This is a genomic window from Amycolatopsis sp. La24, from assembly GCF_029087445.1.
GTDB classification, from domain to species: Bacteria; Actinomycetota; Actinomycetes; order Mycobacteriales; family Pseudonocardiaceae; genus Amycolatopsis; species Amycolatopsis nivea.
Genome location: NZ_JARACH010000025.1, coordinates 1 through 20,152, shown reverse-complemented (window position 1 = coordinate 20,152; position 20,152 = coordinate 1). Strand labels below are relative to the sequence as shown.

General features: G+C 66.7%; 22 protein-coding genes. 16 read left to right on the top strand and 6 right to left on the bottom strand.

Going from position 1 to position 20,152, the window contains the following annotated elements; translation table 11 throughout:
* The first annotated feature begins 363 nt into the window (after window positions 1-363).
* Window positions 364-3,156, top strand: a complete 2,793-nt coding sequence (locus PUT80_RS23345; protein WP_275293437.1) for a class I SAM-dependent DNA methyltransferase — start codon at window positions 364-366, stop codon at window positions 3,154-3,156.
* A 313-nt stretch (window positions 3,157-3,469) separates the two neighbouring features.
* On the opposite strand, the gene PUT80_RS23340 is transcribed toward PUT80_RS23345, so the two are convergent.
* Window positions 3,470-3,595, bottom strand: a complete 126-nt coding sequence (locus PUT80_RS23340; protein ID WP_275293436.1) for a hypothetical protein — start codon at window positions 3,593-3,595, stop codon at window positions 3,470-3,472.
* Between the two features lie 77 nt (window positions 3,596-3,672).
* Here PUT80_RS23340 and PUT80_RS23335 point away from each other — a divergent pair, with 77 nt between their 5' ends.
* From PUT80_RS23335 to PUT80_RS23290, 10 genes are all read left to right on the top strand, one after another.
* On the top strand, window positions 3,673-4,233 hold the full coding sequence (locus tag PUT80_RS23335; RefSeq protein WP_275293435.1) for an AMP-binding protein: 561 nt from the start codon (window positions 3,673-3,675) through the stop codon (window positions 4,231-4,233).
* A gap of 1,116 nt (window positions 4,234-5,349) precedes the next feature.
* Entirely contained in the window at window positions 5,350-5,709 is a 360-nt protein-coding gene (locus PUT80_RS23330) for a hypothetical protein (RefSeq protein WP_275293434.1), read from the top strand.
* On the top strand, window positions 5,648-6,349 hold the full coding sequence (locus PUT80_RS23325; protein ID WP_343076899.1) for a DUF3558 domain-containing protein: 702 nt from the start codon (window positions 5,648-5,650) through the stop codon (window positions 6,347-6,349). The genes PUT80_RS23330 and PUT80_RS23325 overlap by 62 nt, the downstream gene beginning before the upstream one ends.
* A 1-nt stretch (window position 6,350) precedes the next feature.
* Window positions 6,351-7,631: a hypothetical protein gene (locus PUT80_RS23320; protein ID WP_275293433.1), complete on the top strand. Its 1,281-nt coding sequence runs from the start codon at window positions 6,351-6,353 to the stop codon at window positions 7,629-7,631.
* Between the two features lie 5 nt (window positions 7,632-7,636).
* On the top strand, window positions 7,637-8,374 hold the full coding sequence (locus tag PUT80_RS23315; RefSeq protein ID WP_275293432.1) for an ESX secretion-associated protein EspG: 738 nt from the start codon (window positions 7,637-7,639) through the stop codon (window positions 8,372-8,374).
* Window positions 8,374-8,829, top strand: coding sequence for a YbaB/EbfC family nucleoid-associated protein (locus tag PUT80_RS23310; protein ID WP_275293431.1), 456 nt, complete (start codon window positions 8,374-8,376; stop codon window positions 8,827-8,829). Before PUT80_RS23315 ends, PUT80_RS23310 begins: the two co-directional genes overlap by 1 nt.
* 5 nt (window positions 8,830-8,834) lie before the next feature.
* Window positions 8,835-9,161, top strand: coding sequence for a YbaB/EbfC family nucleoid-associated protein (locus PUT80_RS23305; protein WP_275293430.1), 327 nt, complete (start codon window positions 8,835-8,837; stop codon window positions 9,159-9,161).
* Complete coding sequence (locus PUT80_RS23300) at window positions 9,158-9,526, top strand: hypothetical protein (protein WP_275293429.1); 369 nt, start codon at window positions 9,158-9,160, stop codon at window positions 9,524-9,526. The genes PUT80_RS23305 and PUT80_RS23300 overlap by 4 nt, the downstream gene beginning before the upstream one ends.
* Window positions 9,527-9,636: 110 nt before the next feature.
* The gene (locus PUT80_RS23295) at window positions 9,637-10,311 is read left to right on the top strand and encodes a hypothetical protein (RefSeq protein WP_275293428.1); all 675 of its coding nucleotides are present in this window, start codon (window positions 9,637-9,639) and stop codon (window positions 10,309-10,311) included.
* 24 nt (window positions 10,312-10,335) lie between these two features.
* Entirely contained in the window at window positions 10,336-10,590 is a 255-nt protein-coding gene (locus tag PUT80_RS23290; protein WP_275293427.1) for a hypothetical protein, read from the top strand.
* A gap of 65 nt (window positions 10,591-10,655) precedes the next feature.
* Here the strand turns inward: PUT80_RS23290 and PUT80_RS23285 are convergent, their stop codons facing one another.
* From PUT80_RS23285 to PUT80_RS23270, 4 genes are all read right to left on the bottom strand, one after another.
* Complete coding sequence (locus PUT80_RS23285) at window positions 10,656-11,054, bottom strand: hypothetical protein (RefSeq protein ID WP_275293426.1); 399 nt, start codon at window positions 11,052-11,054, stop codon at window positions 10,656-10,658.
* A 473-nt stretch (window positions 11,055-11,527) separates the two neighbouring features.
* Window positions 11,528-11,767 (bottom strand): hypothetical protein, encoded by a 240-nt coding sequence (locus tag PUT80_RS23280; RefSeq protein ID WP_275293425.1) that lies wholly within the window; start codon window positions 11,765-11,767, stop codon window positions 11,528-11,530.
* A gap of 50 nt (window positions 11,768-11,817) precedes the next feature.
* On the bottom strand, window positions 11,818-12,333 hold the full coding sequence (locus tag PUT80_RS23275; RefSeq protein WP_275293424.1) for a hypothetical protein: 516 nt from the start codon (window positions 12,331-12,333) through the stop codon (window positions 11,818-11,820).
* A gap of 357 nt (window positions 12,334-12,690) precedes the next feature.
* A complete protein-coding gene (locus PUT80_RS23270; protein ID WP_275293423.1) occupies window positions 12,691-14,982 on the bottom strand; it encodes a tetratricopeptide repeat protein in 2,292 nt (763 codons plus the stop codon).
* 256 nt (window positions 14,983-15,238) lie between these two features.
* Between PUT80_RS23270 and PUT80_RS23265 the strand changes: the two genes are divergently transcribed.
* From PUT80_RS23265 to PUT80_RS23245, 5 genes are all read left to right on the top strand, one after another.
* On the top strand, window positions 15,239-15,655 hold the full coding sequence (locus PUT80_RS23265) for a helix-turn-helix transcriptional regulator (RefSeq protein WP_275293422.1): 417 nt from the start codon (window positions 15,239-15,241) through the stop codon (window positions 15,653-15,655).
* A 177-nt stretch (window positions 15,656-15,832) separates the two neighbouring features.
* Complete coding sequence (locus PUT80_RS23260) at window positions 15,833-16,279, top strand: hypothetical protein (RefSeq protein WP_275293421.1); 447 nt, start codon at window positions 15,833-15,835, stop codon at window positions 16,277-16,279.
* Window positions 16,276-17,400 (top strand): MAB_1171c family putative transporter, encoded by a 1,125-nt coding sequence (locus tag PUT80_RS23255; RefSeq protein WP_275293420.1) that lies wholly within the window; start codon window positions 16,276-16,278, stop codon window positions 17,398-17,400. The genes PUT80_RS23260 and PUT80_RS23255 overlap by 4 nt, the downstream gene beginning before the upstream one ends.
* Window positions 17,397-17,843, top strand: a complete 447-nt coding sequence (locus PUT80_RS23250) for a nitroreductase/quinone reductase family protein (protein WP_275293419.1) — start codon at window positions 17,397-17,399, stop codon at window positions 17,841-17,843. The genes PUT80_RS23255 and PUT80_RS23250 overlap by 4 nt, the downstream gene beginning before the upstream one ends.
* A 13-nt stretch (window positions 17,844-17,856) precedes the next feature.
* Entirely contained in the window at window positions 17,857-19,053 is a 1,197-nt protein-coding gene (locus PUT80_RS23245) for an amidohydrolase family protein (protein ID WP_275293418.1), read from the top strand.
* 116 nt (window positions 19,054-19,169) lie between these two features.
* On the opposite strand, the gene PUT80_RS23240 is transcribed toward PUT80_RS23245, so the two are convergent.
* A complete protein-coding gene (locus PUT80_RS23240) occupies window positions 19,170-19,697 on the bottom strand; it encodes an Lsr2 family protein (RefSeq protein WP_275293417.1) in 528 nt (175 codons plus the stop codon).
* Window positions 19,698-20,152 lie beyond the last annotated feature (455 nt).

The window sequence follows — 20,152 nt, the reverse complement described above, 5'->3', positions numbered from 1 at the left end:
CGGAAGGTCGACAACGCGGAACCCCTGATCCGACTCGGTGAACGCGCCTCGGTCGCCTGAAGCCGTAGCCCTTCCCCCTCGTCGCTGCCACAGCCCACCGTCGCAGCGAGATCGCTGGCTCGACAACCGCGGGCTTTGTGGCGGGCTCGGCGGCCCACGACGCATCAGACCACCGCACCGGCGAGGTCGGTAGCGTCCTGGCGCCGCAGTACGGGTGCAGCAGACCGTGGTGCGCGATTGGCCGCCTCGCGGCAACAGGCTCTCCGGCATCGAGCTAGCGACCGCGAACCCCGGAAGCGCTCGTAGCGGGCTTCTCGTCCCTAATGACGTCAGCCGTCTGCTGCGAGCGATAGTGTTGACCGGGTGATCACGGCTGAGATGAAGCGCAAGATCGACCAGGTATGGAGCTCGTTCTGGGCAGCGGGCATGCCGAACCCGCTGGAGATCATCGAGCAGATCACCTATCTGGTCCACCTCCGCCGGCTAGAGGAGCTGTACCCAGGCACCGACGGTTCGACGCAGCCCCTGATTTACCGAGGGGCGACTGAGCACCTGCGGTGGTCGAAGCTCACCAACGAAGCCCCGCAGCGCATGCTCGCGCTCGTTAGAGACGACGTTGTCGCGTGGCTGCGGGATCTCAGCTATCGGTTTCCGGATCACTTCAGCCAGTTCAGAAGCGTGCGGTTCACCGTCACCACGCCGAGCTTGCTGATGAGGGCAGTCGAATTTGTTAACGACTTCGACATCAGTGACGCGAGCACCGCTGGAGCTGTCTACGAGCATCTGCTCGGCAAGATCGACAGGAGCTCCGGCCACCACCTCCGCACACCACGCGACGTCGTCGAGCTGCTGGTGCAGATAACGAGACCGGGCAGAGCAGACGACATCTGCGACCCCTTCTGCGGCACAGGAGAGCTCTTACTGGCCGCCAGACGGTTCGTTGAGCGATCGGATGCGGGAGGGCCGTCCGAAGGTGTCCTCCGAGGATTCAGCGCGCACTCTGAGTTTTTGTCCATCGCGGAGATGAACCTGGCCCTGCATGGCGTAGCGCGACCGGATCTCCGGTCGGTCGACCCGTTGAGCAGCGATGCTGACGGCTTGGGTGAATACTCATTGATCATGGCCAAACCACCTTTCGGTGGGTACTACGACTACGGCCGGCTCTCTGACGTGTTGAAAACGTATGCCGGAACCAAGAGGACTGAGCTTCTCTATCTGGCAGCGATTCTGCACCGGCTAAAGCCGGGTGGACGTGCCGGAGTCGTGGTGCCGGACGGCGTCCTCTTCGGAAGCACCTCGGCTCATCAGGAGATTCGGCGCACACTTGTGGAGAAGCACAAGCTGGACGGTGTGGTGAGCTTGCCCAAGGGGATCTTCCAACCGTACACGGGGGTGTCAGCATCGCTGCTGTTCTTCACCAAGACAGACCGCACGGACTTCGTGTGGTTCTACGACATGACCGGAGAGGAATTGGGGCGCGACGGTGCCCACGCCTCGACGTTGGCCGACGTTGTATCGAGGTGGCAGAAGCGGGACAGCTCGGAGCGCAAGAGAACTCCGGCCGATCAGAGCTTCTGCGTACCAGCGGCGGACATCATCGCCCACGGCTACGAGCTCACGCCTCACCGCTACCGGCACGAGCACGAGATGAAAAAGCTCGCTCGAGACGGTGTGTGGCGCCTCGGCGACATCGCCGAGGTGATCGCGGGGAAGGTGCGGACCTCATCAGCGGACAACGACGTCGACGCCGCCGGAGCGGGTAAGGAACAGCGGGTACTTCGTCCTGCCCTGCTCGACGTGTCGCTGCCGAACGTCGAGGATCTCCCCGTCACCGCACGGAAAGCCGACCCCGGCAGTACCTTGCGCGAAGGCGACGTGGTGGGGCGTGATCTGGCCACAGCTCGTCACTGGACGGTGCTGCCACGCCATTATGAGGGAGTGCAGGCGGGTCAGGGGTTGCTGGTCGTACGGCCTGTTCAGGGCGAGGTGCCCGCCGAGTATCTGGCAGCCTACCTGTCCAGCCCGCAGGCTGAACGCAACTTTCGTCGCTACGACGTCATTCCGCGGATCCGGCCCAAGGAACTGGCCGATCTCCTGGTCCCGGCGTGTGACGGCACCTTCGCCGAGATTCGCGCCGCCATGACCAGACTGACGGAAGGCGTCGACGAGGCCGCGAAGATCCACGACAACCTACGGCGCTCCAAGACTGCGATCTTCGAGCCGGGCGGTAGCGGCGAGCGTCGGAGCAGGCTGGGACAGGCGGGCGAGCTCAGCTCGCTAGTCGCGCAGAACTTGCGCAGGCAGGGTGAACCGTATCGGCTGTTCCAGGATTCCTATCCGTACCCGATTGCCCGTGCCGTGCGCAGGTTCAAGCACAGTTCGTCGCCAGCGGAGAAGCACGAGGCGGCTCTCCTGTGCGTCGAATCCTTGATTCTCTCGCTGGGCATCGTCTCCCTTTCACTTTCCGCGCAACGAGGGTGGGACGCCCTGGCAGAGGTACAGGCGTGGGCGACGGGAGTGCGGCAGGGCGGTGTCTCGCTAGGGCACTGGGTAGGAGTGATCAGGGCGACGGGAACGTTCGCCCGAGAAAGCGGGGACGAGGCAGCAGGCCTGGCCGAGGCGACGGCGACGAAGAAGGGAGGGAAAGGCTTGATGGCCGACCTCGGCTCCCTCGTGACGCTGCGGAACAAGATCAGGCACGGAGCCGGCCCCCGTACTCGCGCAGAGATCGAGCGCAGCCTGGAGACACTTGAGGAGCTGACCTTCAGAGCACTCACCGGGAGCTCGTTCCTCGCCAAGATGTCACTGGTACACACGAGCAAGCTGCGCTGGCTTCCGAACGCCGGCAAGTACGAGGTCTCGGGCCTTGCGCTGATGGGAGATCACCCCGACTTCGAACCTGCGGTATTCGAGACCAACCGACCGCTCGCCGATGATCGTCTGTACCTGTCCAACCGGCAGGGAGAGATGATTCCGCTGTGGCCCTTCTGTGTGCTGGGCGACTGCCCGACCTGCCTGACTCCGGAGGTCTACTACCCGGATCGGATGACGGGAACGACCGCTTTGCTAAAGAGCCTGGACCGCGGGCACGAACTCGAGAGCGATGAGGTGTTCGACGACCTCAAGCGGTGGAACACGCCGGCCTCGGCCGACTGAAACACATGGCATCGACCGACGATCTACTCCTGCGGATGATCATCGCCACCGGTTTCGACACGACCAGGCGAGAAGTGCAGCTCGTAACGTGTAGCGCGTCGTTCAGCTTCGACGTGTCGGTGTGGGAACTTTGGGCCTGCCTGGCGACCGGCGCCACCGCCGTCGTCGTGCCGCAGCAGGTGGCCCGGAATCCGGCGGAACTGGTCGCTCAATTGGCGGCGCAGCGGGTCACCGTGCTCTGCCAGGTGCCGTCGGTGTTCCGGTCGGTGGCGTTGGCGCACGTTGCAGTGGAGCGGCCCCCGCTGGCTCTGCGCTATTTGGTGTTCGCGGGGGAGAGTGTCGAAGTGGGCGTGATCGCGCGGTTCCTCGACGGCTGGTCAGGTGCACCGCCGCGGGTGGTGAACATGTACGGGCCGACCGAGACCACGGTGTACGCCACGCGACCACGGTGTACGCCACGCACAAACTGCTCACCGACGCCGATCTGGTCGGCCCGGTGCGTTCCCGATAGGCCGCGTGCTGCCCCACCTGAGCGCGGTTGTGCGCGGTGTGCACGGCACGGTGCCCAACGGCGAGATCGGCGAGTTGTGGATCGCAGGGGACGGCGTCGCGGACGGCAATCTGGACCGCCCGGAGCTGACCGCCGAGCGGTTCGTGTATCTGGACGGCGTGCGGTACTACCGAACCGGTGACCTGGCGCGCGTCCTGCCGGACGGCTCGCTGGAATACCTCGGCCGCGACGACCTGCAGGTGAAGCTGCGCGGTTTCCGGATCGAACTGGGCGAGGTGGAGGCTGTACTGCGCGGCCACGACCTGGCGCGGGACGTGGCGGTCACGGTGATCACCAGGCCAGCCGGCGCGCAGTTCCTGGTGGCCTGCGTCGTGCTGGCCGGCGATGCCCCGGACAAACCGGCCGGGCCGCTTCGCGAATACGCTGCCGAGCGCCTGCCGCGCTACATGGTGCCCGACCGCTACCAGGTGGTGGACATGTTGCCGCTCACCGGTTCCGGCAAGCTGGACCGCGCCGCACTGATCGGACTGGCTGCGCCCCGCCGGGTCGGCGGGAGAACTTCTTGACCTTCTCGAGCCCGTTGACCTCCGCTCGTGTGGTGTAACCGTGGGATTTACGCGCGGATCGAGGCGGCGATACCGCGGACCGAACGCCGCAGCCCCGTCAACTGACCCAACGTGCTCCAGCTCCGCTCTGATCTGTCCGACACTGTGCGGTGGCAGGGGCCGCGCACATCAGGTGACAATTTTCCCGCCCGAGCGGGCACGAGAGACGCGGTCACTTGGCGCTTGTCACGTCGGGGTTTGTCGCTACCGTCATCCGGATCGGGCGTACGGGTCGCGGACGTGGGGCGCTTAGGCCATGCGCTGGCGGCCGTGCAGGTTGCGGCGGAGCTGGTCGCGCATGGCCAGGACGAGCAGTTCTGTGTGCGACAGGCCTATGCTGTCGGCGATCTTCACGATGGTTGATCGACGGCGGGTCTATCCCGTGATCGGTGTTTCCGGCCCGACACGCGGGGCTGAGGACTGGCGGGGCGGACGCCTGGAGGTAGTGCGGGCGGCCGTCGAAGTCGGGACCACCCCTGCTCCTGCGGGGAAGATATCAACGATGTCGGCACGCTGATCACCGCCGGGGGACCACTCCCGCTCGCGCGGGGAGAACCCACGCGTCGGCGTCCGACCAGGTGCTGTCGAGGGACCACCCCCGCTCGCGCGGGGAGAACGCTTCTTGACCTGGGAATCTATATGGCGGTTGGTGGATTTTCATTCACTTGTGCTGAGCCCGTGCGGGGAGGGCGCACGATCGTGCGGCGCGTTTCGGCCATGGGACGGTCCTCCCGCTCTAACCGGCGGGATCGCTCGGCGGTACGGCTGGCCTGTGGCTGTCGTCACGGCACATCGCAGATTTTTCCGGGTCAGGGCGTTTGGCGGCGGTGGCGCGCGTAGACGGTGCGGTTTTTTCGTGATCCGCGGCCGCGACGGGATCGCGTGCGATACTCTGGCGACGATGTGATGACGGGTTGTGAGGGGAGCGTCACATGTGGAGATCGGGCGACGGTTCGCCGCCTGACGCAGGGGGGAAGGCCGAGCGCGCGAAGACCGGGATGCGCCTAATTTCGGTGCCGCGCGTATCGGGAAGGCTGGTCGTCCTCGTCGGGCGCGGGGATTGCGGGTGCTGCTGAGATGGCGTCCGAGACGATGCATTCAGCCGGGCCGGGCGGGTACCGGTTCGAACCGGGGACGATCGCGGCACTGATCTCCCGGTGGGAGGACGTTCTTCACGGATTGCAGAAGGACCAGAAGGCACAGGAGACGGCGTTGAATTTGGCGCAGCCGCCGTCGCCTGACCCGCCTGCCGTCCAGCAGGCGCAGCTCGTGCAAGCGTCATTACAGTGCATGATCGACCACAACGTCTCGATGCAGCGCCAAGCGTACGCGTACATCAACGCGCTGAAAAAAGCCAACGGAACATATACGCAACATGATGCCGACGTCGCGGATGCGCTCGGCAAAATGGGCCCCGGCAAATCCCGTGCCGGCTGAATGTATCAATAGGATGTCTGTGATTTTCTCTCGATTTCGTGTTGCCCTGGCCGGCATCGCTGGCGTAGCGGCTGTCGCGGTCAGCGGGTGCTCCGAACCGACTCAGGGGACGGCGAGCCCGCTGCCTTCCGGCACCGGTCAGAGCAGTTCGCCCTCTTCTCCGGGGAGCGATACTGTCGAGGCTCCGAAGGTTCCCGCTCCGGTCAATGTGGACAAGTTCCTCGCGGATCCGTGCAGCGTGCTGACGTCGGCGCAGTTGTCCGCGTTGCAGCTGAGCCAGCCCGAGGCTGATAAGGCGTCCAGCTCCGTCGGTTGCGGGTGGCGGTTAAGCGACGGCTACACGGCCGTCAGCGCGACGTTTCTGACCACGGTGAAGAACGGCCTGACGAACGCCTACCGGCAAAACGCGTCCGGGTACTACAAAAACGGTTACTTCGAGCCGACGGTCGTGAGCGGTTTCCCTGCCGTGCTGGCCAACACCGCGGATCGCCGCAGCCAAGGCCAGGCGACCATGCTGGTCGGCGTGTCGGATCAAACCGAGATGCAGGTGCTGATCCAGGGCACGCCCGGCAGCGACGCCACGACAGCGGCCACGAACGTGACCAAGGCTGTCCTGTCGACCATGCAAGGCGGGCAGTGAGATGGCAGGGCAGTCGATGTCCGCGCAGCAGATCTACGACAACTTCGCGACCGCCGTCGGGCCGGGCGGGTTGATGCAGGCGGCCGATCACGTCACCGCGTTTCAGTCCCAGTACGAGAGCCGGGCAGCGAACATCCGGGCGCTGGCCGCGGCGATGGAAGAGGGCTGGACCGGCGACGCGGCGGGAGCGGCGTCTCGCGGGGCTGGGCCGTTGGCGGCCGAGCACGCGCAGGCGGCGGAGGCGATGAGCATGGCGCAGGCGGGGCTGACCACACAGTCGTCCGCGTGGCATGACGTCAAGGCCAAGGTGCAGCCCGTGCCTCCGGTGCCGCAGGCTCCTCCGCCGATGACGGAATTTCTCGGCGTGCAGAGCGTGATCGACGCCGATATCGAAAACCAGACCCGGCAGAGCAACAACGTCGCGGCGGAGAACGTGGCGGCGATGAAGTCCTGGTCCACGGCGTCGGACGAGACCGGCCGCGCCATGCCCACCAGTTACGGCCAGGCCGACGCGAACGCGATGAACGTGAGCAGCGCGCCGGTGCCGGTGGTGCACAGCCCGGCCGGGCACAGCGGCGGCCCGGCCGGCCCCTTGCAGCCCGGTCACAGCGCAGGCCCTGCTGGCTCGTACGGCGGTGCGAACGCCGCACCGTTCGCCGCCGGGGCTGTGGCGTCCGGCCGGTCGTCGGTGCCCGGCAGCGCGGTGCCGCCGCGGGCGGCGGGATCGGGCGGGGATGCGTCGACGTCGCCGACCGGCTATGTGGCGCCGAGCGCGCAGACCGGGCTCGAACAAGGCGGCGCGTCACGCGACCCCGGGCTCTATCGCAGCGGCGTGCTGGACCCGAATTCTCCTGCGGGCGGGGGCAACGGGGGCTCCTGGAACTCCGGTGGGCCCGCGGTCGGCGGCGGCCTGCCCAGGGGTGTCGGCGGGCGGGGTGCGTCCGGCGTCGGGGCTGGTCCTGGCGGCCGCGCCGGCGGTGAGAACGCTCCGGGAGGCGGCCGCGGCAGTGGAATCGGCTCTTCGGAGGAAGCTGTGGCGCGCGGTCGCTCCGGTGGTGCGGCGGGTTCGTCGTCGGGCCGGCCGGGTGGCGGAGGGGTCGGCGGGATGGGTGCCGGCACCGGCCGCAAGCGGGAGGACGACGAGGAGCACGAGCGCAAGTACATGCTGTCCGACGACGAGGCGTTCCTGGCCGCGGACGACGGGCAGCGGCTGGTGGATCCGCAGACCGGGATGGCCGCGAGTCCGGCCGTGATCGGCGAGGCCCCCAAGAAACGGGTGTAGCGCCGATGTGGTTTCCCGAGCCGGTCGGGTTCGCCGCGGCGGATCTCGCGGCGTTGGTGACCGAGGTGACCGGTGCCGATCTGCATGTCGCGCTGGCGCCGCAGGCGGAGTGGCACGACGCGGAGGCGCAGGCGGACGTCGACCGGCGCCTCGCGGCCCTGAAGGCCCGGTACGACGGTGCGGCGTCCAGTGTGGACGATCCGGAACTGGCCGACGTGGCCGAGTTGCTGAGTCGGCCGCCGCACGCCTGTTACGGCTGGTTCAGCGACGGCAGCCGACACTTGTCGGCGTTGGCCGCTGGGTCGTCGTGGTTCGGGTTGATCGCGATCCGGGACGGCGGCGAGATCTGGGTGCGGACGTTCCGGCGCCAGCGGCTGAGCGCGGTGCTGGCGGACGTGCTGCCGCACGAGCACGCGCGGTCGAACGCGCAGCCGATCACAGTGCTGCGCAGCGAGCTGGTCGAAGCCCGCGACACCGGCGTCGCCCGCGACAGCGCGGTGCGGCGGGCCGAGCGGGTCATCGCCAGGCCGCCGCTGGTGAGCGCCGAGCTCTACGCCGAGCAACGCGACCGCAGCGGCCGTCGCCGCAGCGAGGTCCCGCTGCGGGTCTACGACACCGACACGGGGCGGTGGGCATTGCAGATCAGCAAGCACTACGACGACGAGCGATGGGATCTCGCGCCGGCGACTGCCTCACGGGTGGCCGACCTTCTCGACGGCTCCATTGACGACAGGACTTCATGATGACCGTGGACATACTGAAGGCGCTCGGCATCGGCACCGGCCACGACGTCACCGCCCGGCAACGGCTGCTCGCGGGCCTCGACGTCGAACTGACCGGGCAACGGTTCCGCAGCGCGTCCCGCGACAGCAGCGTGACTGCCACCGTCAACGGCCGCGGGGAGATCGTCGACATCGTGATCCGCGACGACGCGCTGCGGTCGCCGCATCCGGAACTGGTCGGCCCCGCCGTCGTCGAGGCCGTCAACCGGGCTCGCACGGAGGCCGGGCAACACGCGCGCGCGGCGGTGTCGGCAGTGCTCCACCCCGACGCGCCGCCCCCGCCGGCAGCGTCGCCGGAACCCGCTGCTGCGTTCGTTCAGGCGGCCGCGCCTGCGCCGGCACCCCCGGCGCGCAGGGGCCGCGCCGCCGACGACGAGGACTTCGGCGACTACGACTTTCTGGCTCTCGAGGAGTGACGCCCATGTCCAGCTACAACGAGCTTTACGCTCTCACTCAGGAAATCGAAGCGAATCTGCACCGGACCGAGGCGGCCGCCGCGGCCGCCGCCGGTGCGGCGATCAACCACCGGATCCCCGGCGGAGCGGGGGCGGTGACGGTGACGGGGCGAGGCACGCTCGTGTCGGTGACCATCGACCCGCACGGCCTCGCTTCGGCCAACGGCCGCGCGCTCGGTGCCCAGATCGCACAGACCATCCGTGAGGCCGAAGCCCAAGCGCGTGCGCACGTCGCGCAGACACTGCAGAACGCATCCGCGGCGGGCCAGGCCGCCAGGAGGGGGAACGCATGACCGGCAAGGGATTCGAAGTCGTCCCGCAAGCACTCCGCGGAGCGCAGACCGCGTTCGTCGACGCGGCGGAACGCCACCTGCAGCTCGTCGGACAGGATCTCCCGGACTTCAGGATGAACGAGCAAGACCTGGGCATCCTCGGCCAGTTGGCGGGAATCGTGCACGAATACAACGCGGCGGTCGACCAGATCCTGCGCAAGGTCGCCGCCAGCAGCGACAGCCTCACCGCCGCAGCGCACAGCCTCGACACCGCCGCGAAGGCCTACGAGGCTCAGGACGAGGAGTACTACAAGAAGTTCGGCTGGCTGGCCGACAAAGCCGACGCCGGCGGCGTCTACCAGCCCGAGCAGAAGGGCGGCCGCTGATGACGAACCCGCCTCGGAAGTCGTTCCCGGACCCGACTGGCAGCACAGCGCCGTCCTGGCCGAACCCGTTCCCAGACGACCCTGCCCCGGCACCTCCCAAACCGAACCCGGTGCCGAACATCCCCACCATCCCCTACCCCGACGACGCCGACCGGAAAATCCGCGAAGCAGCGGAAAAAGCCAACCATCCGGACGTCATCCAGCTGCTCGACAAGATCAAGAACCACCTGTTCGGCAACGCGGAGCGAATAAACCTCATCGCGCAGGCCTGGGCGAAGAACACCGCGCTGGTCGACTCCCGACTGGGCATCCAGTACGCGACCCAGACGCTCGCGGGCTACTGGTCCGGCCCTGCGTTCAGCCAGTACTCGGCCTACTCCGCCGACGCGACCAGCGCACTGGACGCCGATCAGTCCGCACTGGCAGCCATGGGAACCGCGCTCGGCGGCTGCGTCTCCATCGTGTACAACACCTACGCGGCCGTGATCAGGCTGATCGGCAACACGGCGGCCGACATCGTCAACACCGCCGTGAGCGTAGGAATCGCCCTGATCCCGGGAGTCGGAGAATTCGAGCTGTCCAACGCCATCCAGGCAGTCACCGACATCCTCACCAATTTCATCAAGAACTGCACGGACTTGCTGTCTAGCGCTGTCGAGCAATTCGGACAGTACAAGAGCGCCAGCGTCGGGTTCACGGCAAGCGCAACCGGATTCAAGCAGTTGACCCCGTTGCCGGACCAGATCGGGCACCCGGGAAGCTGGCACGTCAACCCGGCAAACTAGCCGAGCGGAACGGAAGCAGAGGACATGGACATCTTCTGGTGGGCGATCGTCATCATCGCTGTCCTTTCCGTGCTCACGCTGTGCGTCGGGCTGGCTGTCGTCGTTCCGGTGAGAAATTCATTGCGACGGCGTCAGGCGCAAAACAGATACCCTGTTGATCCCGGCGGTGCCGGGAATCCCATGTACGGCCGCTGCCCGCCGGCTCCGCAGCAGCCGCTCGGTCGGCCGGGGCCGCCTTACGCGCAGCAGTGGCCGCCGACCGGACCTGAGCGACAATAAGGGTGTCCGTCGGGCCTGCCACGGGTTGGAGGCAGCTGCCTGATTCCGTTCCGGATCTGCCCGGGCTAGGGTTGGTCGACCATGTGCTTACAATCGGTGCAGCTCGGATGGCGCATGATCTTGTTCGCTCGGTCGCGCCCGTAAAAGGGATAGCATGGTGTGCCGCAGGCTGAGATGAACGCCAAGCCTTGCCGAACGGGCCGTGTGCCCGTCCAGTGCGCTACCCGGGCTACCTGTTGATTCGCCGATGTCGCCATCTCCAGCATCCAGCCGCTTGAGGGAACGACGGTGCGCTGGGTGCGGGATTTCAGGCGGTTGCCAAGGTCGACGAGGGCGTCACCCAGTTCCATTGTCGGCCATGCTGTCAGCAAGCCATCAGGTTTCTCTATGTACGCTGAAATCTTTTCTTCAAGATCGCGTACTATCAACGTGATCTCGGACAGCTTGTTTCTTGCGTCTACCACGCATCTGCATCTTTCTTCGACTTAAACGCTGACTAGGTTTCGTGGATCCGGCGTGGGACGGTTGGGGAGTTCGGCGGGGATCCGTCGGCGGCTACCGTGCACTTCCGCTGGTGGGAAGGTGCCACGGATTAGGAATGCGAGACCGCAGCGTCGATCGTTCCGGCGTGAATCCAGGGTTGTCGCTCGTTGTCCATGCATGTGCTCCGTAGGCGCGGTTCCGGCGACAGGGAGGAGTCCGGAGGGCTCCTGCGCCGTCGCTCCCCAGCCAATCGAAAACGGATCCACGCGACCACCGCGCTGGCACCGCATTTCCACCGCGTTTGCGGGGTTCGGCTGATTCAAGGACGCGGTCATCCGAGCCGGCTGCGCCCGCAGCACCGCTGCGCGGAACCACGGACGCGGTCCTGTGGGTTTTGTTCGCACAGCACCGCAATTCGTCTCGGCCTGGTCCGTCGACTCCTGGGCGGCGGCGGTCACTGGCCGGGCAGGGTCTTGAGCCGGTCTCCGAGGTCGAGTTGGATGGTGGTGCGCATGTCTTCGTCCGGGGTGCCGGAGTGGACTCTGATCTCGGACCCGGCCAGGTCGTAGTCGTGGCCGGAGAGAGGGAACCGGCAGGGCAGGTCGCGGCGGTCGAGGTCGGCTAGGTAGGCGTCGGCGGTCACGATGTCCTGCTGGTCGTCGTCCGCGGGGTTGGGGTCGCCGTAGGCGGTCACCCGGTACAGGACGGCGTAGCGTTTGCGCAGTCCGACGTCGAGGATTTTTCTCAGCCGGGCGACTGGGTCTTCTTCGACGCCCCGTAGGGTTCGTAGCCGTAGGTGGCGTCGACCTTGAAGTGGCCGGTGCCGAGCGGTCCCTGCGGCCCGGTGATCCACATGCCTTGCACCAGCCAGCCTGCTGGCAGGCTGAACTGGTGCTGTTTCTGTCCGGCCCGATCTTCCATCGACTCCAGGGTCGTCGCCTCACTCGCCTGGAGGAGTGCGACGTTGCCGCCTTTGCCGGGGCTGTTGTAGCTGTCCATGACGTTGCCGTCGAGGCTGATGAACTCGGGTTTCGGAGACAGTTTCCGGTCGCAGGACGGCTTGGCGGGCGATGTCGCGGGCACCGTTTTCGCGACGGCGGCGAGTGCGGCGCGCCGCTGTTCGAAGCGCGGTTGGTACTCCTTGAGCACCTGTTTCATCGCCTGTTCCGTCTGGCGTTTCTGCGTTGCGCCGTCGTCGCCGTTCCCGCATCCCGACAGCAACAGCGTGGCCGCGACGGCGATCGCGGCGAAGGACCGCACTGGTATCCGCATCGATGGCCCTCCTTCGGTGCGGGTGACAGTGTGCCGCGACAGGTGATCGTGTGCCAGACGATGATCTCGGAGGTGTTGGCCCGGCCGTGCGGACCGTCCTGTTGCTTGCCGTGGCGGTCGACCGGGGGTTCGTCGGCTTCGCGAAATACTGGGGTTTGCCGCAGCCGACCGACAGCGCCTGTCCGCGAACCTGAATTCACCCCGGAGGCGTTCTCGCGCTACCTCGAACACCTTCGGTTGGCTCCGGTGCCGGCCTAACTGCTCACCGCTGCACATGACGGCTGACCCCCATGGCCATCGGGCCGGACGAGTGTGAGGGCAACGCGCGTGATTTCGCAGCCCCGCTCAGGTTTGCTGGCACTGATTTGCCGGTGCCGGAGTCTCGGCGTCCAGGGAGGCCAGTCTGGTGCGGATCTCTGGTGCTCGTGGATCCCGGAGCCTGTCGAGGATTTCCAGGCTCTGGAGGTAGGTTTCGCGTGCCTGCTGGGCTTGGCCCAGGTGGCGGAGCGCTTCTGCTCGGCTGACGAGGGTTTCGGCGGTGCACCAGCGTTGCCAAGGCTGGTTGCGGGCCGCTAGGGCCTTGTCGAAGTGCTGCAGGGCTTTTCGGTGCTGGCCGTGGCGGGCGAGCAGTACGCCGATGCGTTGGTGGGCGATGCCGAGGACGGCTGTCGAGCCGGAGGCTAGTGCGCGGTCGAGCACGTCGAGGGCGTAGGTCATCGCCTGGTCCTGGTCGCCGTGCAGGTCGCATGCGTTGGCGAAGGCGGCGCGGTTGACGGCGACCCCGATGTCGACGCCGACGTCGGTGAACAGCCGGTCGGCGAGTTGGTGGGCTTCGCGTGCGTCGGTGATTCTGCCGCGGCTGGTGTAGGCGAGGCCGAGGCTGTAGGCGTTCCAGGCCCGTGATCGATCGTCGCCGATGGTTTCGTGCAGGCGGAGCGCGTCTTCCAGGTGTTCGATTCCTTGGTCGGTCCGGCCGAGTTCGTGTTCTACCCAGCCGAGTGCGAGGAGGCTGCGTGCGATGCCCGTGTTGTTGCCGACGGCGCGGGCGGCGGCGAGGCCGTCGTGGGCGGCGATCAGCCAGGTGTTCCAGTTGCGGGTGAGGGCGAAGTAGGGCAGGAATGCTGTCGGCAGGAGCCAGGCGGTGTCGTCGGTCGCGTTGCGTCTGCGTGCTGTCCGTGCTGCTTGCAGGGCGGTGGTGGCTTCCCGTTCGCACCACGCCATTGCTGTGGTGAATCGGGTGTGGCCACTTTGCGGCGAATCGTTTCCGGCGGGGTTCTGCGGGACGTTGGCGTTGTCCGCCCAGTCGGGGGCGAGTGTGTTGTTGGTTGCCCAGGCGGTGGCCGTGTACCACTGCAGTGTCCGGTGTTGGGCGGTCTCGATCTCGTTGGTGAGCTCCGTGGCGAGGGCGTGCTGGCGTGCGTAGGCGCGCAGCAGGTGGCTGATGCGGTAGCGGCCGTCGGGGGCTGGTTCGAGCAGGTTGGCCGCGGCGAGAAGCCGGAGCGCTTCCTGGGCGCGTTCGATGTCGAGGCCGGTGAGCACGGCGACGGATTCCGGGCCGACGGTGGTGACTGGTCCGATGCCGAGGTATCGGAAGACGCGCCTGGCCATCGGGGGAAGTGCGAGGTAGGAGCGGTCGACGACGTCGTGGAGGTTGACCGCGGGATCGCTCGAGGTGAACAGGTCCAGGCAGGTGTGCACGGAGCCGAGGCGTTCGGCCAGGTCGGTCAGGGAGGTGTCGCGATGGTGGCGGAGGTGCTCGGCGACGATGCGGATGGTCATCGGCAGGCGGCCGCAGTGCTCGACGACGTGTTCGGCAGCGGCTGCGTTGGCTCGGACGCGTGCTGCGCCGGCGCGGCGTCCGAGCAGTTCGAAGGCTTCGTCCGAGGCGAGCGGGGGTAGTTGGACGAGTGTGCCGCCGGTTCGCGCCAGGAGGCCGGGCTGGTGTTTCCTGCTGGTTGCCAGCACCACGCTGCCTGTTCCGGGAAGGAGCCATTCGGTCTGCTGGTGGTTGGTGACGTTGTCCAGGACGACGACTGCCGGGCGTTCGGCTAGCAGGGAGCGGTAACGGGCGATCCGGACCGGCAGGCTGGCGGCGTCGAGTTCGGCCGCGCGGACGCCGAGCGCCAGGAGGAATCCGTCGAGCACCTCTTCCGGGTCGGCAGGCGTGCCGGGCGCGAGGCCGCGGAGGTCGGCGAACAGGCATCCGCCGGGAAACCGGGCCTGCATGCCGGATGCCCAATGGATCGCGAGCGCTGTTTTGCCGGTCCAGAAGCCGCCTTCGATGATGATGGTCGCGGTGGAGCCGGGCCACCCCTGCGCTACGAGGGCGTGGTCCATGGCGCGGAGTTGTGTTTCGCGGCCGACGAAGTCGGAGGTGGCTGGAGGCAGTTGCATGGGGCGGTTCGCTGGGCCGGTGTCGCCGCGTTGTGCTGCCGCGATCTTCTCGAGTTCGCCTTCGGCTGCGAGGGCCTTGTCGAGGTCGCGCACGACAGCCGGAAGCAACGCGCGATGGCCGTGCAGCAGCTTCGAGAGGTAGCTCGCGCTGTAGCCCGCTCGCGCCGCCACTTCGCCGAGTGTCATGCCGTGCTCGCGGCGCTTGCGGTGTACCGCCACCGTGAAACTGTCGATCGTTCGCATCGCGCCTCCCCGCGCGTCGAGACCCGCCTGGTTGGCGCGTCTGCCTGGGCGGGGGACCGGGACGGAGCCTGGACGGGGAGCGGTCGGCGTCCGATCGAGCGACAACGCGCTGCGAGGGTTTCCCGACTCCTCCGTCGTCCGATATGTTGGAATGATCAACCTGAACAGTACGAAATACCGGACCACGAGTCAACGGATCCAGACTCAATCGGGTCAATGGTCAGGTATTTCAGACTCACCTTCGAGGGGGCCGATCGTGGCCGAACCTACGGGGCGGCAGGACGAGGACCGGTCGTTCGGAGTTCTGCTCGAACGGCTCATCCGCCTCAAAAAGCACGATGACGGGCGGCCGTACAAAGTCTCCGAAGTCGCTGACGAGATCGGGATTTCGAAGGGGCACCTGTACGCACTGATCAAGGGATCGCACGAGCCTAGCCTCCGGGTCGCGCAGCAAGCCGCGGACTATTTCGGCGTCGAGTTGGAGTACTTCGGCACCGGTGAGCGGGCTCGGGAGATTCAGGGCCAGTACGCGCTTCTGGCCCGGCTTTCGGAAGAAGGGGTCCGCGACATCGCGTTCCGGGCGAGCGCGCTGTCGCCGGACGTGCTGCCGTCGGTGCTGGACTTCATCGAGTTCCAGGCCAGCCGCGGCGGCGGCAACGACACGTCCGGGTGATTCCGTTCGGACGTTGCTCCTGAGCTGCGATGATCGCACTCAGGTGATCAACAACGGGCTGGGAGGACCGTCGTGAGCAGCCTTGTCCAGCGTCAGAGTCGCGCCCGCAGGATCGCCGGTCTGCGTCGTCGTCTGCGATCCGAGCTGCGAGCGGCAGGAATCGAAGGGCCGTCGCCGATGGCGGAGATCTGCGCTCGGCTCAGCGCGTCCCGCGGCAAGCCAATCAGGCTTCTGGCCGTCCCGTTGGACGTTCCGGGGCCGTTCGGGTTGTGGATCAAGACCGGCGGAGCCGACATCATCCTGTACCAGGGTGCCGGTACCACGTGGTTCCATCAGCAGCACATCATCGCCCACGAACTCGGCCACCTGCTCGCCGACCACCCGTCGGACGAAGACGACGACACCGTGTGGGCGCAGTTGCTCCCCGACATTCCGCCGCACGTTATCCGCAGGGCCCTGCGGCGCCGGACGTCCTACGACAACGAATACGAGAAGGAAGCCGAAGCTCTCGCGACCGTGCTGCTGGAAGCTACGACCAAAGCGCAGGAGATCACGCTGCCGGGCCGTTCGCCGCGGGCACGACGTGCGCAGACCGCGCTCGGCGATCCGGTTGACGTCCTGTGAACCTCACGAACTTTCTGCTGTTGGTGCTGGTCTGGTTCCTTTACCGGCTGGCTCGCTCGCCGCGCGATCCGGCTCTCTGGGCTGTCGTCGTGTGCATCGCCTTTCAGTTGCTCGGTGCCTCGGCTGTCGCCGTGTTCGCCCGGACGGTGTTCGGCGAAGTGCTCACACCCAGCACGGTGAGGCTGCTGGCGAACCTCGCGCTGAACACGTCGCGGTACGCGCTGCTGCTGTTCTTTCTGATCTCCAGCGGCGGCTCATGGCGACGAGTCCGCATCGAGACTTGCATCCTCGCGGCCGTCTGCGTGGCAATGACTGCGGCAATGCTCATGCTTCCGCCCGGGGTCAGGGACAGCGCGTATCCGTTGGCCGCGGCTCTTCCGAACGACATGGGCCGTCCCGGGGTGGCGCTCTTCTACGCGATTGGCGGCGGCTACACGTTCTACGCAGCGGTACAGGCAGCTCGCTGGGCTCTTCGCTATGCCGCCGAGTCCGGCCGTCGCGTCGAGTTCGGTCTTCGCGTCGTCGCGGTTGCGCTCGTCCTCGCAGCCGTTGTGAATGGCATCAGGGCAGTCGTCACGATCGTCCGTTGGACTGGCTGGAACGGTTACGGTGCCGAGGTATTGAGGCTCACCGACCGGCTGGCGCCGGTCAGTATCTTCGTGTTCTTCGCAGGCGTGCTGTCGATCGGCCTCGTGGCCCGGTTTGCTGTCTTGCGGAACTGGCTGCGCCGCCGCCGGGCCTACGCTGAGCTCTGGCCGCTGTGGCGTGCCCTACACGCCGTGTTCCCTGCGGACACTCTCGACCACGCCCCGACCAGAGCGTGGCCCGACACCCTGCTCCCGCACCGCGTAGGCCACCGCTATTGGCGACGTGTGATCGAGATCCGCGACGGGCTCCTGCAGATCGGTCCCCAGTTGCTCGACGCCGGGTTCGACCCAAACCGGCCAGCCGATGAACAGGTCGCGATCTTCCGGCGTGCGCTTCAGTTCCAGGCCGACGGACGGGTACCGAGCACCCGCAAAGCGGTGCTCGTCGCCGCACCTGAAGACTCGGGCATCAATTCCGATGTCCGCCAGCTCATCAACCTGTCGCGGGCGCTCGCCCGGGAAGGAGCACAGTGACCACGGCATCGAACGCCGAGATCCGACTCCGCAACCAGCAAATGCTCGCGCGGATCCGTTCGCAGGAACCGCAACCGCACCGCGAAGGCCGTTACGCTCTGCGCGTCATGACGGTCGCCGGCCGATCGAGCGGAAAGCCGCGAGCCGTTCCGATCGCGCTCATGCAGCACGACGGAGCCCACTACGTCTGTTCGCCGGATCGGCACCGTGATTGGGTCCAAAACCTGCTCAAGGCGGGCCATTGCGTCGTCGAAACCGATGACCACCCGGCTCGCGAGGCCTCCCTCGTCGAAGACATCACCGGCGCGACCGCGGTGGCTCGCTACCTGAGCCAGTTGCCCCGAGTGTCGGACGAATGGCCGATCACCGGCAGCACCCCGCCCGAACAGGTGCTCCCGCACATGCGGCAAATCGCTGTGTTCCGGCTCGACTTCGCGGTCTGAAGGGTTCCCTCCGGTGCCCCAGCAACTCCTGATCGCCGACTGGCTCCTGCCCGGCCCGGCAGGACAGCGAATCCGCGACGGCGCTGTCCTCGTCGAAGACGACAAGATCCTCGCCGCCGGTCCCTGCGCCGACGTCGAACCGCTCGCGTCCCCTGAAGCCAAACGCCGCGACTATCCCGGCGCAACGATCCTGCCCGGTCTGATCAACTGCCACGTTCACCTCGTATTCGACGCCGGCCCGCACCCCGAACACGCCTCTGCGGCAGCCACCCACACCGACATGGCGGAACGAGCGCAACGGCTCTTGCACTCCGGTGTCACCACGATCCGCGATCTCGGCGACCGCGACGGGCTAGCCATCAGTCTTCGCGACCATCTCCGCACAGCCGCCGTGTCCGCACCGCGGATCGTCGCCTCGGGGCCGCCGATCACCGTCCCGAACGGCCACTGCTGGTTCCTCGGCGGGCAGGCCGATGGCGAAGCCGCCCTCCGCGCCAGGGTCAGGCACAACGCGGAACTGGGCGCAGACGTCATCAAGGTCATGGCGTCCGGCGGGCAGATCACCCCGAACTCACCCTCGATGTGGGACAGCCAGTTCAGCCGGGCCCAGCTGGCTGCGATCGTGGACGAAGCCACAAAGTGCGGTCTTCCCGTGGCAGCCCACGCGCACGGCACCGACGCGATCGCAGCGGCCGTGGACGCCGGCGCGGCCACGATCGAGCATTGCACCTGGCTGCGCACGGGCGGAGGCGGCTACGACCTTCGCGACGATATCGCCGAGAGGATGGCCGAACGCGGCGTCTTCGCCTGCGTCGCATGGCCTTCGGACTGGCAGAACTTCATGCGTCGCCTTGGTCCCGCTCGTGCGGACCTCGTGGCGAAGCGCTTCGCTTGGATGGTCCAGCACGGCATCTCCATGATTCCGGGTACGGACGCCGGTGTCGCGAACTCGAGCTTCGACGACTACGCCAGAGCGCTCCAGTTCTACGTGCACCTCGGCCATCGGCATGCGAACGTGATCGAAATGGCCACCACGACGAGCGCGCGAGCGTTGGGACTCGGCCACGCGACGGGACAGCTGTCGGCCGGATACGCAGCTGACATCCTGATCGTGAACGGTGATCCGCTTGCAGACCTCGATGCGCTCAGCCGCGTCTGCCTGGTGCTGGCACAGGGACGCGCTGCCGAAATTCGGCACTCGTCCCCGTAGCGCACGGTTCCGGAACGCCCCGAGGGTGTCGAAGCTAAGAAATCGGTATTCGAGGAAACGAGTCGGCGCGAATGCTCGACTTTGCCCCTTTTGGAGCTGTCACAGGGCGTGGGTGCCTATCCAGCGCTTTTCCTGTGGTGGGGCTTGCTTGCGCTATCCTCTTTATTCTTCTCGAACGCTGCTACGGCCTCGCCGGGGATGCGTCCGAAGTCGGAAACATAGATTCCGTTGGCGTTCGCCCATCGGCGAATTCGCTGGTTGCGTTCCCTGGTGGCCGCCGTGTGTGCACCAGCACTCGTGCGAGCTGCCTTGCCGACCGTGGCGCGGATTTTCCTCGCGGCTTCCCGTCGTGCGTTCTCGATGTAGATGCGTAGCTCTTCGCGCAGTGCCTCGGCGTTCTCCGTCGCGAGGTCGATTTCGTACAAAACCCCGTCGAGGGCGAATTCGACGGTTTCATCCGCATCTTGACCGTCGATGTCGTCGATCAGCTCGACATAAGTCTTCTGGGCCATTGTCAACCTTTCTAAGGTGTCAAATTCTGTTTCAGAATACCTGAAACGGCGTTTTCGGCAAACGTTGCCGTGCATGGTGGATGCCGGGTTGGTTGCTTGGGAGCTGGCCGGGTTGTTGTAAGTGATGTTCATCTTGACTGGTTCGACACAAGCGCGGCACTGATTTTGTCTGTATTTGTGCTGCTGCGGATCTTCTGCGGATCCGCGTCCATTGCGAGGGTGTGTTCATGCGATTCGGCACCCTCCCTTCGGTGTTGCCTCGGTTCAAGGCAGATGCGCCGATTCGTCGATCGCGCCGGGTGGGCGGCGGTCTTGCAGGCTGGACGCCGCCCTGTCCGCAACGGAACTGCTTTGCATTGCGGGCGTGTCCGCTGTGATCCCGGGCGGCGCGGCACAGTTGGCGATCCCCTCCCCAGGTGTGCCGCGCCGCCCGGCCCGGAACCAGTAACCGCGCCGGGTGTCCTGAGGTTCACCCCGGGTAGTGGACACCGAGTTAGCAGGATCAGTCGTCCTGCTGAAAGGATGTCCTCATGCCTCCTCGCAAGCGCCGGTCGTACACGGCTGAGTACAAGGTCGAGGCTGCTCAT

Coding starts and splice junctions, on each gene's coding strand:
- PUT80_RS23330 (WP_275293434.1), top strand. CDS start 5,350: ATGGCGTCCGAGACGATGCATTCAGCCGGGCCGGGCGGGTACCGGTTC.
- PUT80_RS23325 (WP_343076899.1), top strand. CDS start 5,648: ATGATGCCGACGTCGCGGATGCGCTCGGCAAAATGGGCCCCGGCAAAT.
- PUT80_RS23320 (WP_275293433.1), top strand. CDS start 6,351: ATGGCAGGGCAGTCGATGTCCGCGCAGCAGATCTACGACAACTTCGCG.
- PUT80_RS23315 (WP_275293432.1), top strand. CDS start 7,637: ATGTGGTTTCCCGAGCCGGTCGGGTTCGCCGCGGCGGATCTCGCGGCG.
- PUT80_RS23310 (WP_275293431.1), top strand. CDS start 8,374: ATGACCGTGGACATACTGAAGGCGCTCGGCATCGGCACCGGCCACGAC.
- PUT80_RS23305 (WP_275293430.1), top strand. CDS start 8,835: ATGTCCAGCTACAACGAGCTTTACGCTCTCACTCAGGAAATCGAAGCG.
- PUT80_RS23300 (WP_275293429.1), top strand. CDS start 9,158: ATGACCGGCAAGGGATTCGAAGTCGTCCCGCAAGCACTCCGCGGAGCG.
- PUT80_RS23290 (WP_275293427.1), top strand. CDS start 10,336: ATGGACATCTTCTGGTGGGCGATCGTCATCATCGCTGTCCTTTCCGTG.
- PUT80_RS23270 (WP_275293423.1), bottom strand. CDS start 14,982: ATGCGAACGATCGACAGTTTCACGGTGGCGGTACACCGCAAGCGCCGC.
- PUT80_RS23260 (WP_275293421.1), top strand. CDS start 15,833: ATGGCGGAGATCTGCGCTCGGCTCAGCGCGTCCCGCGGCAAGCCAATC.
- PUT80_RS23240 (WP_275293417.1), bottom strand. CDS start 19,697: ATGAACATCACTTACAACAACCCGGCCAGCTCCCAAGCAACCAACCCG.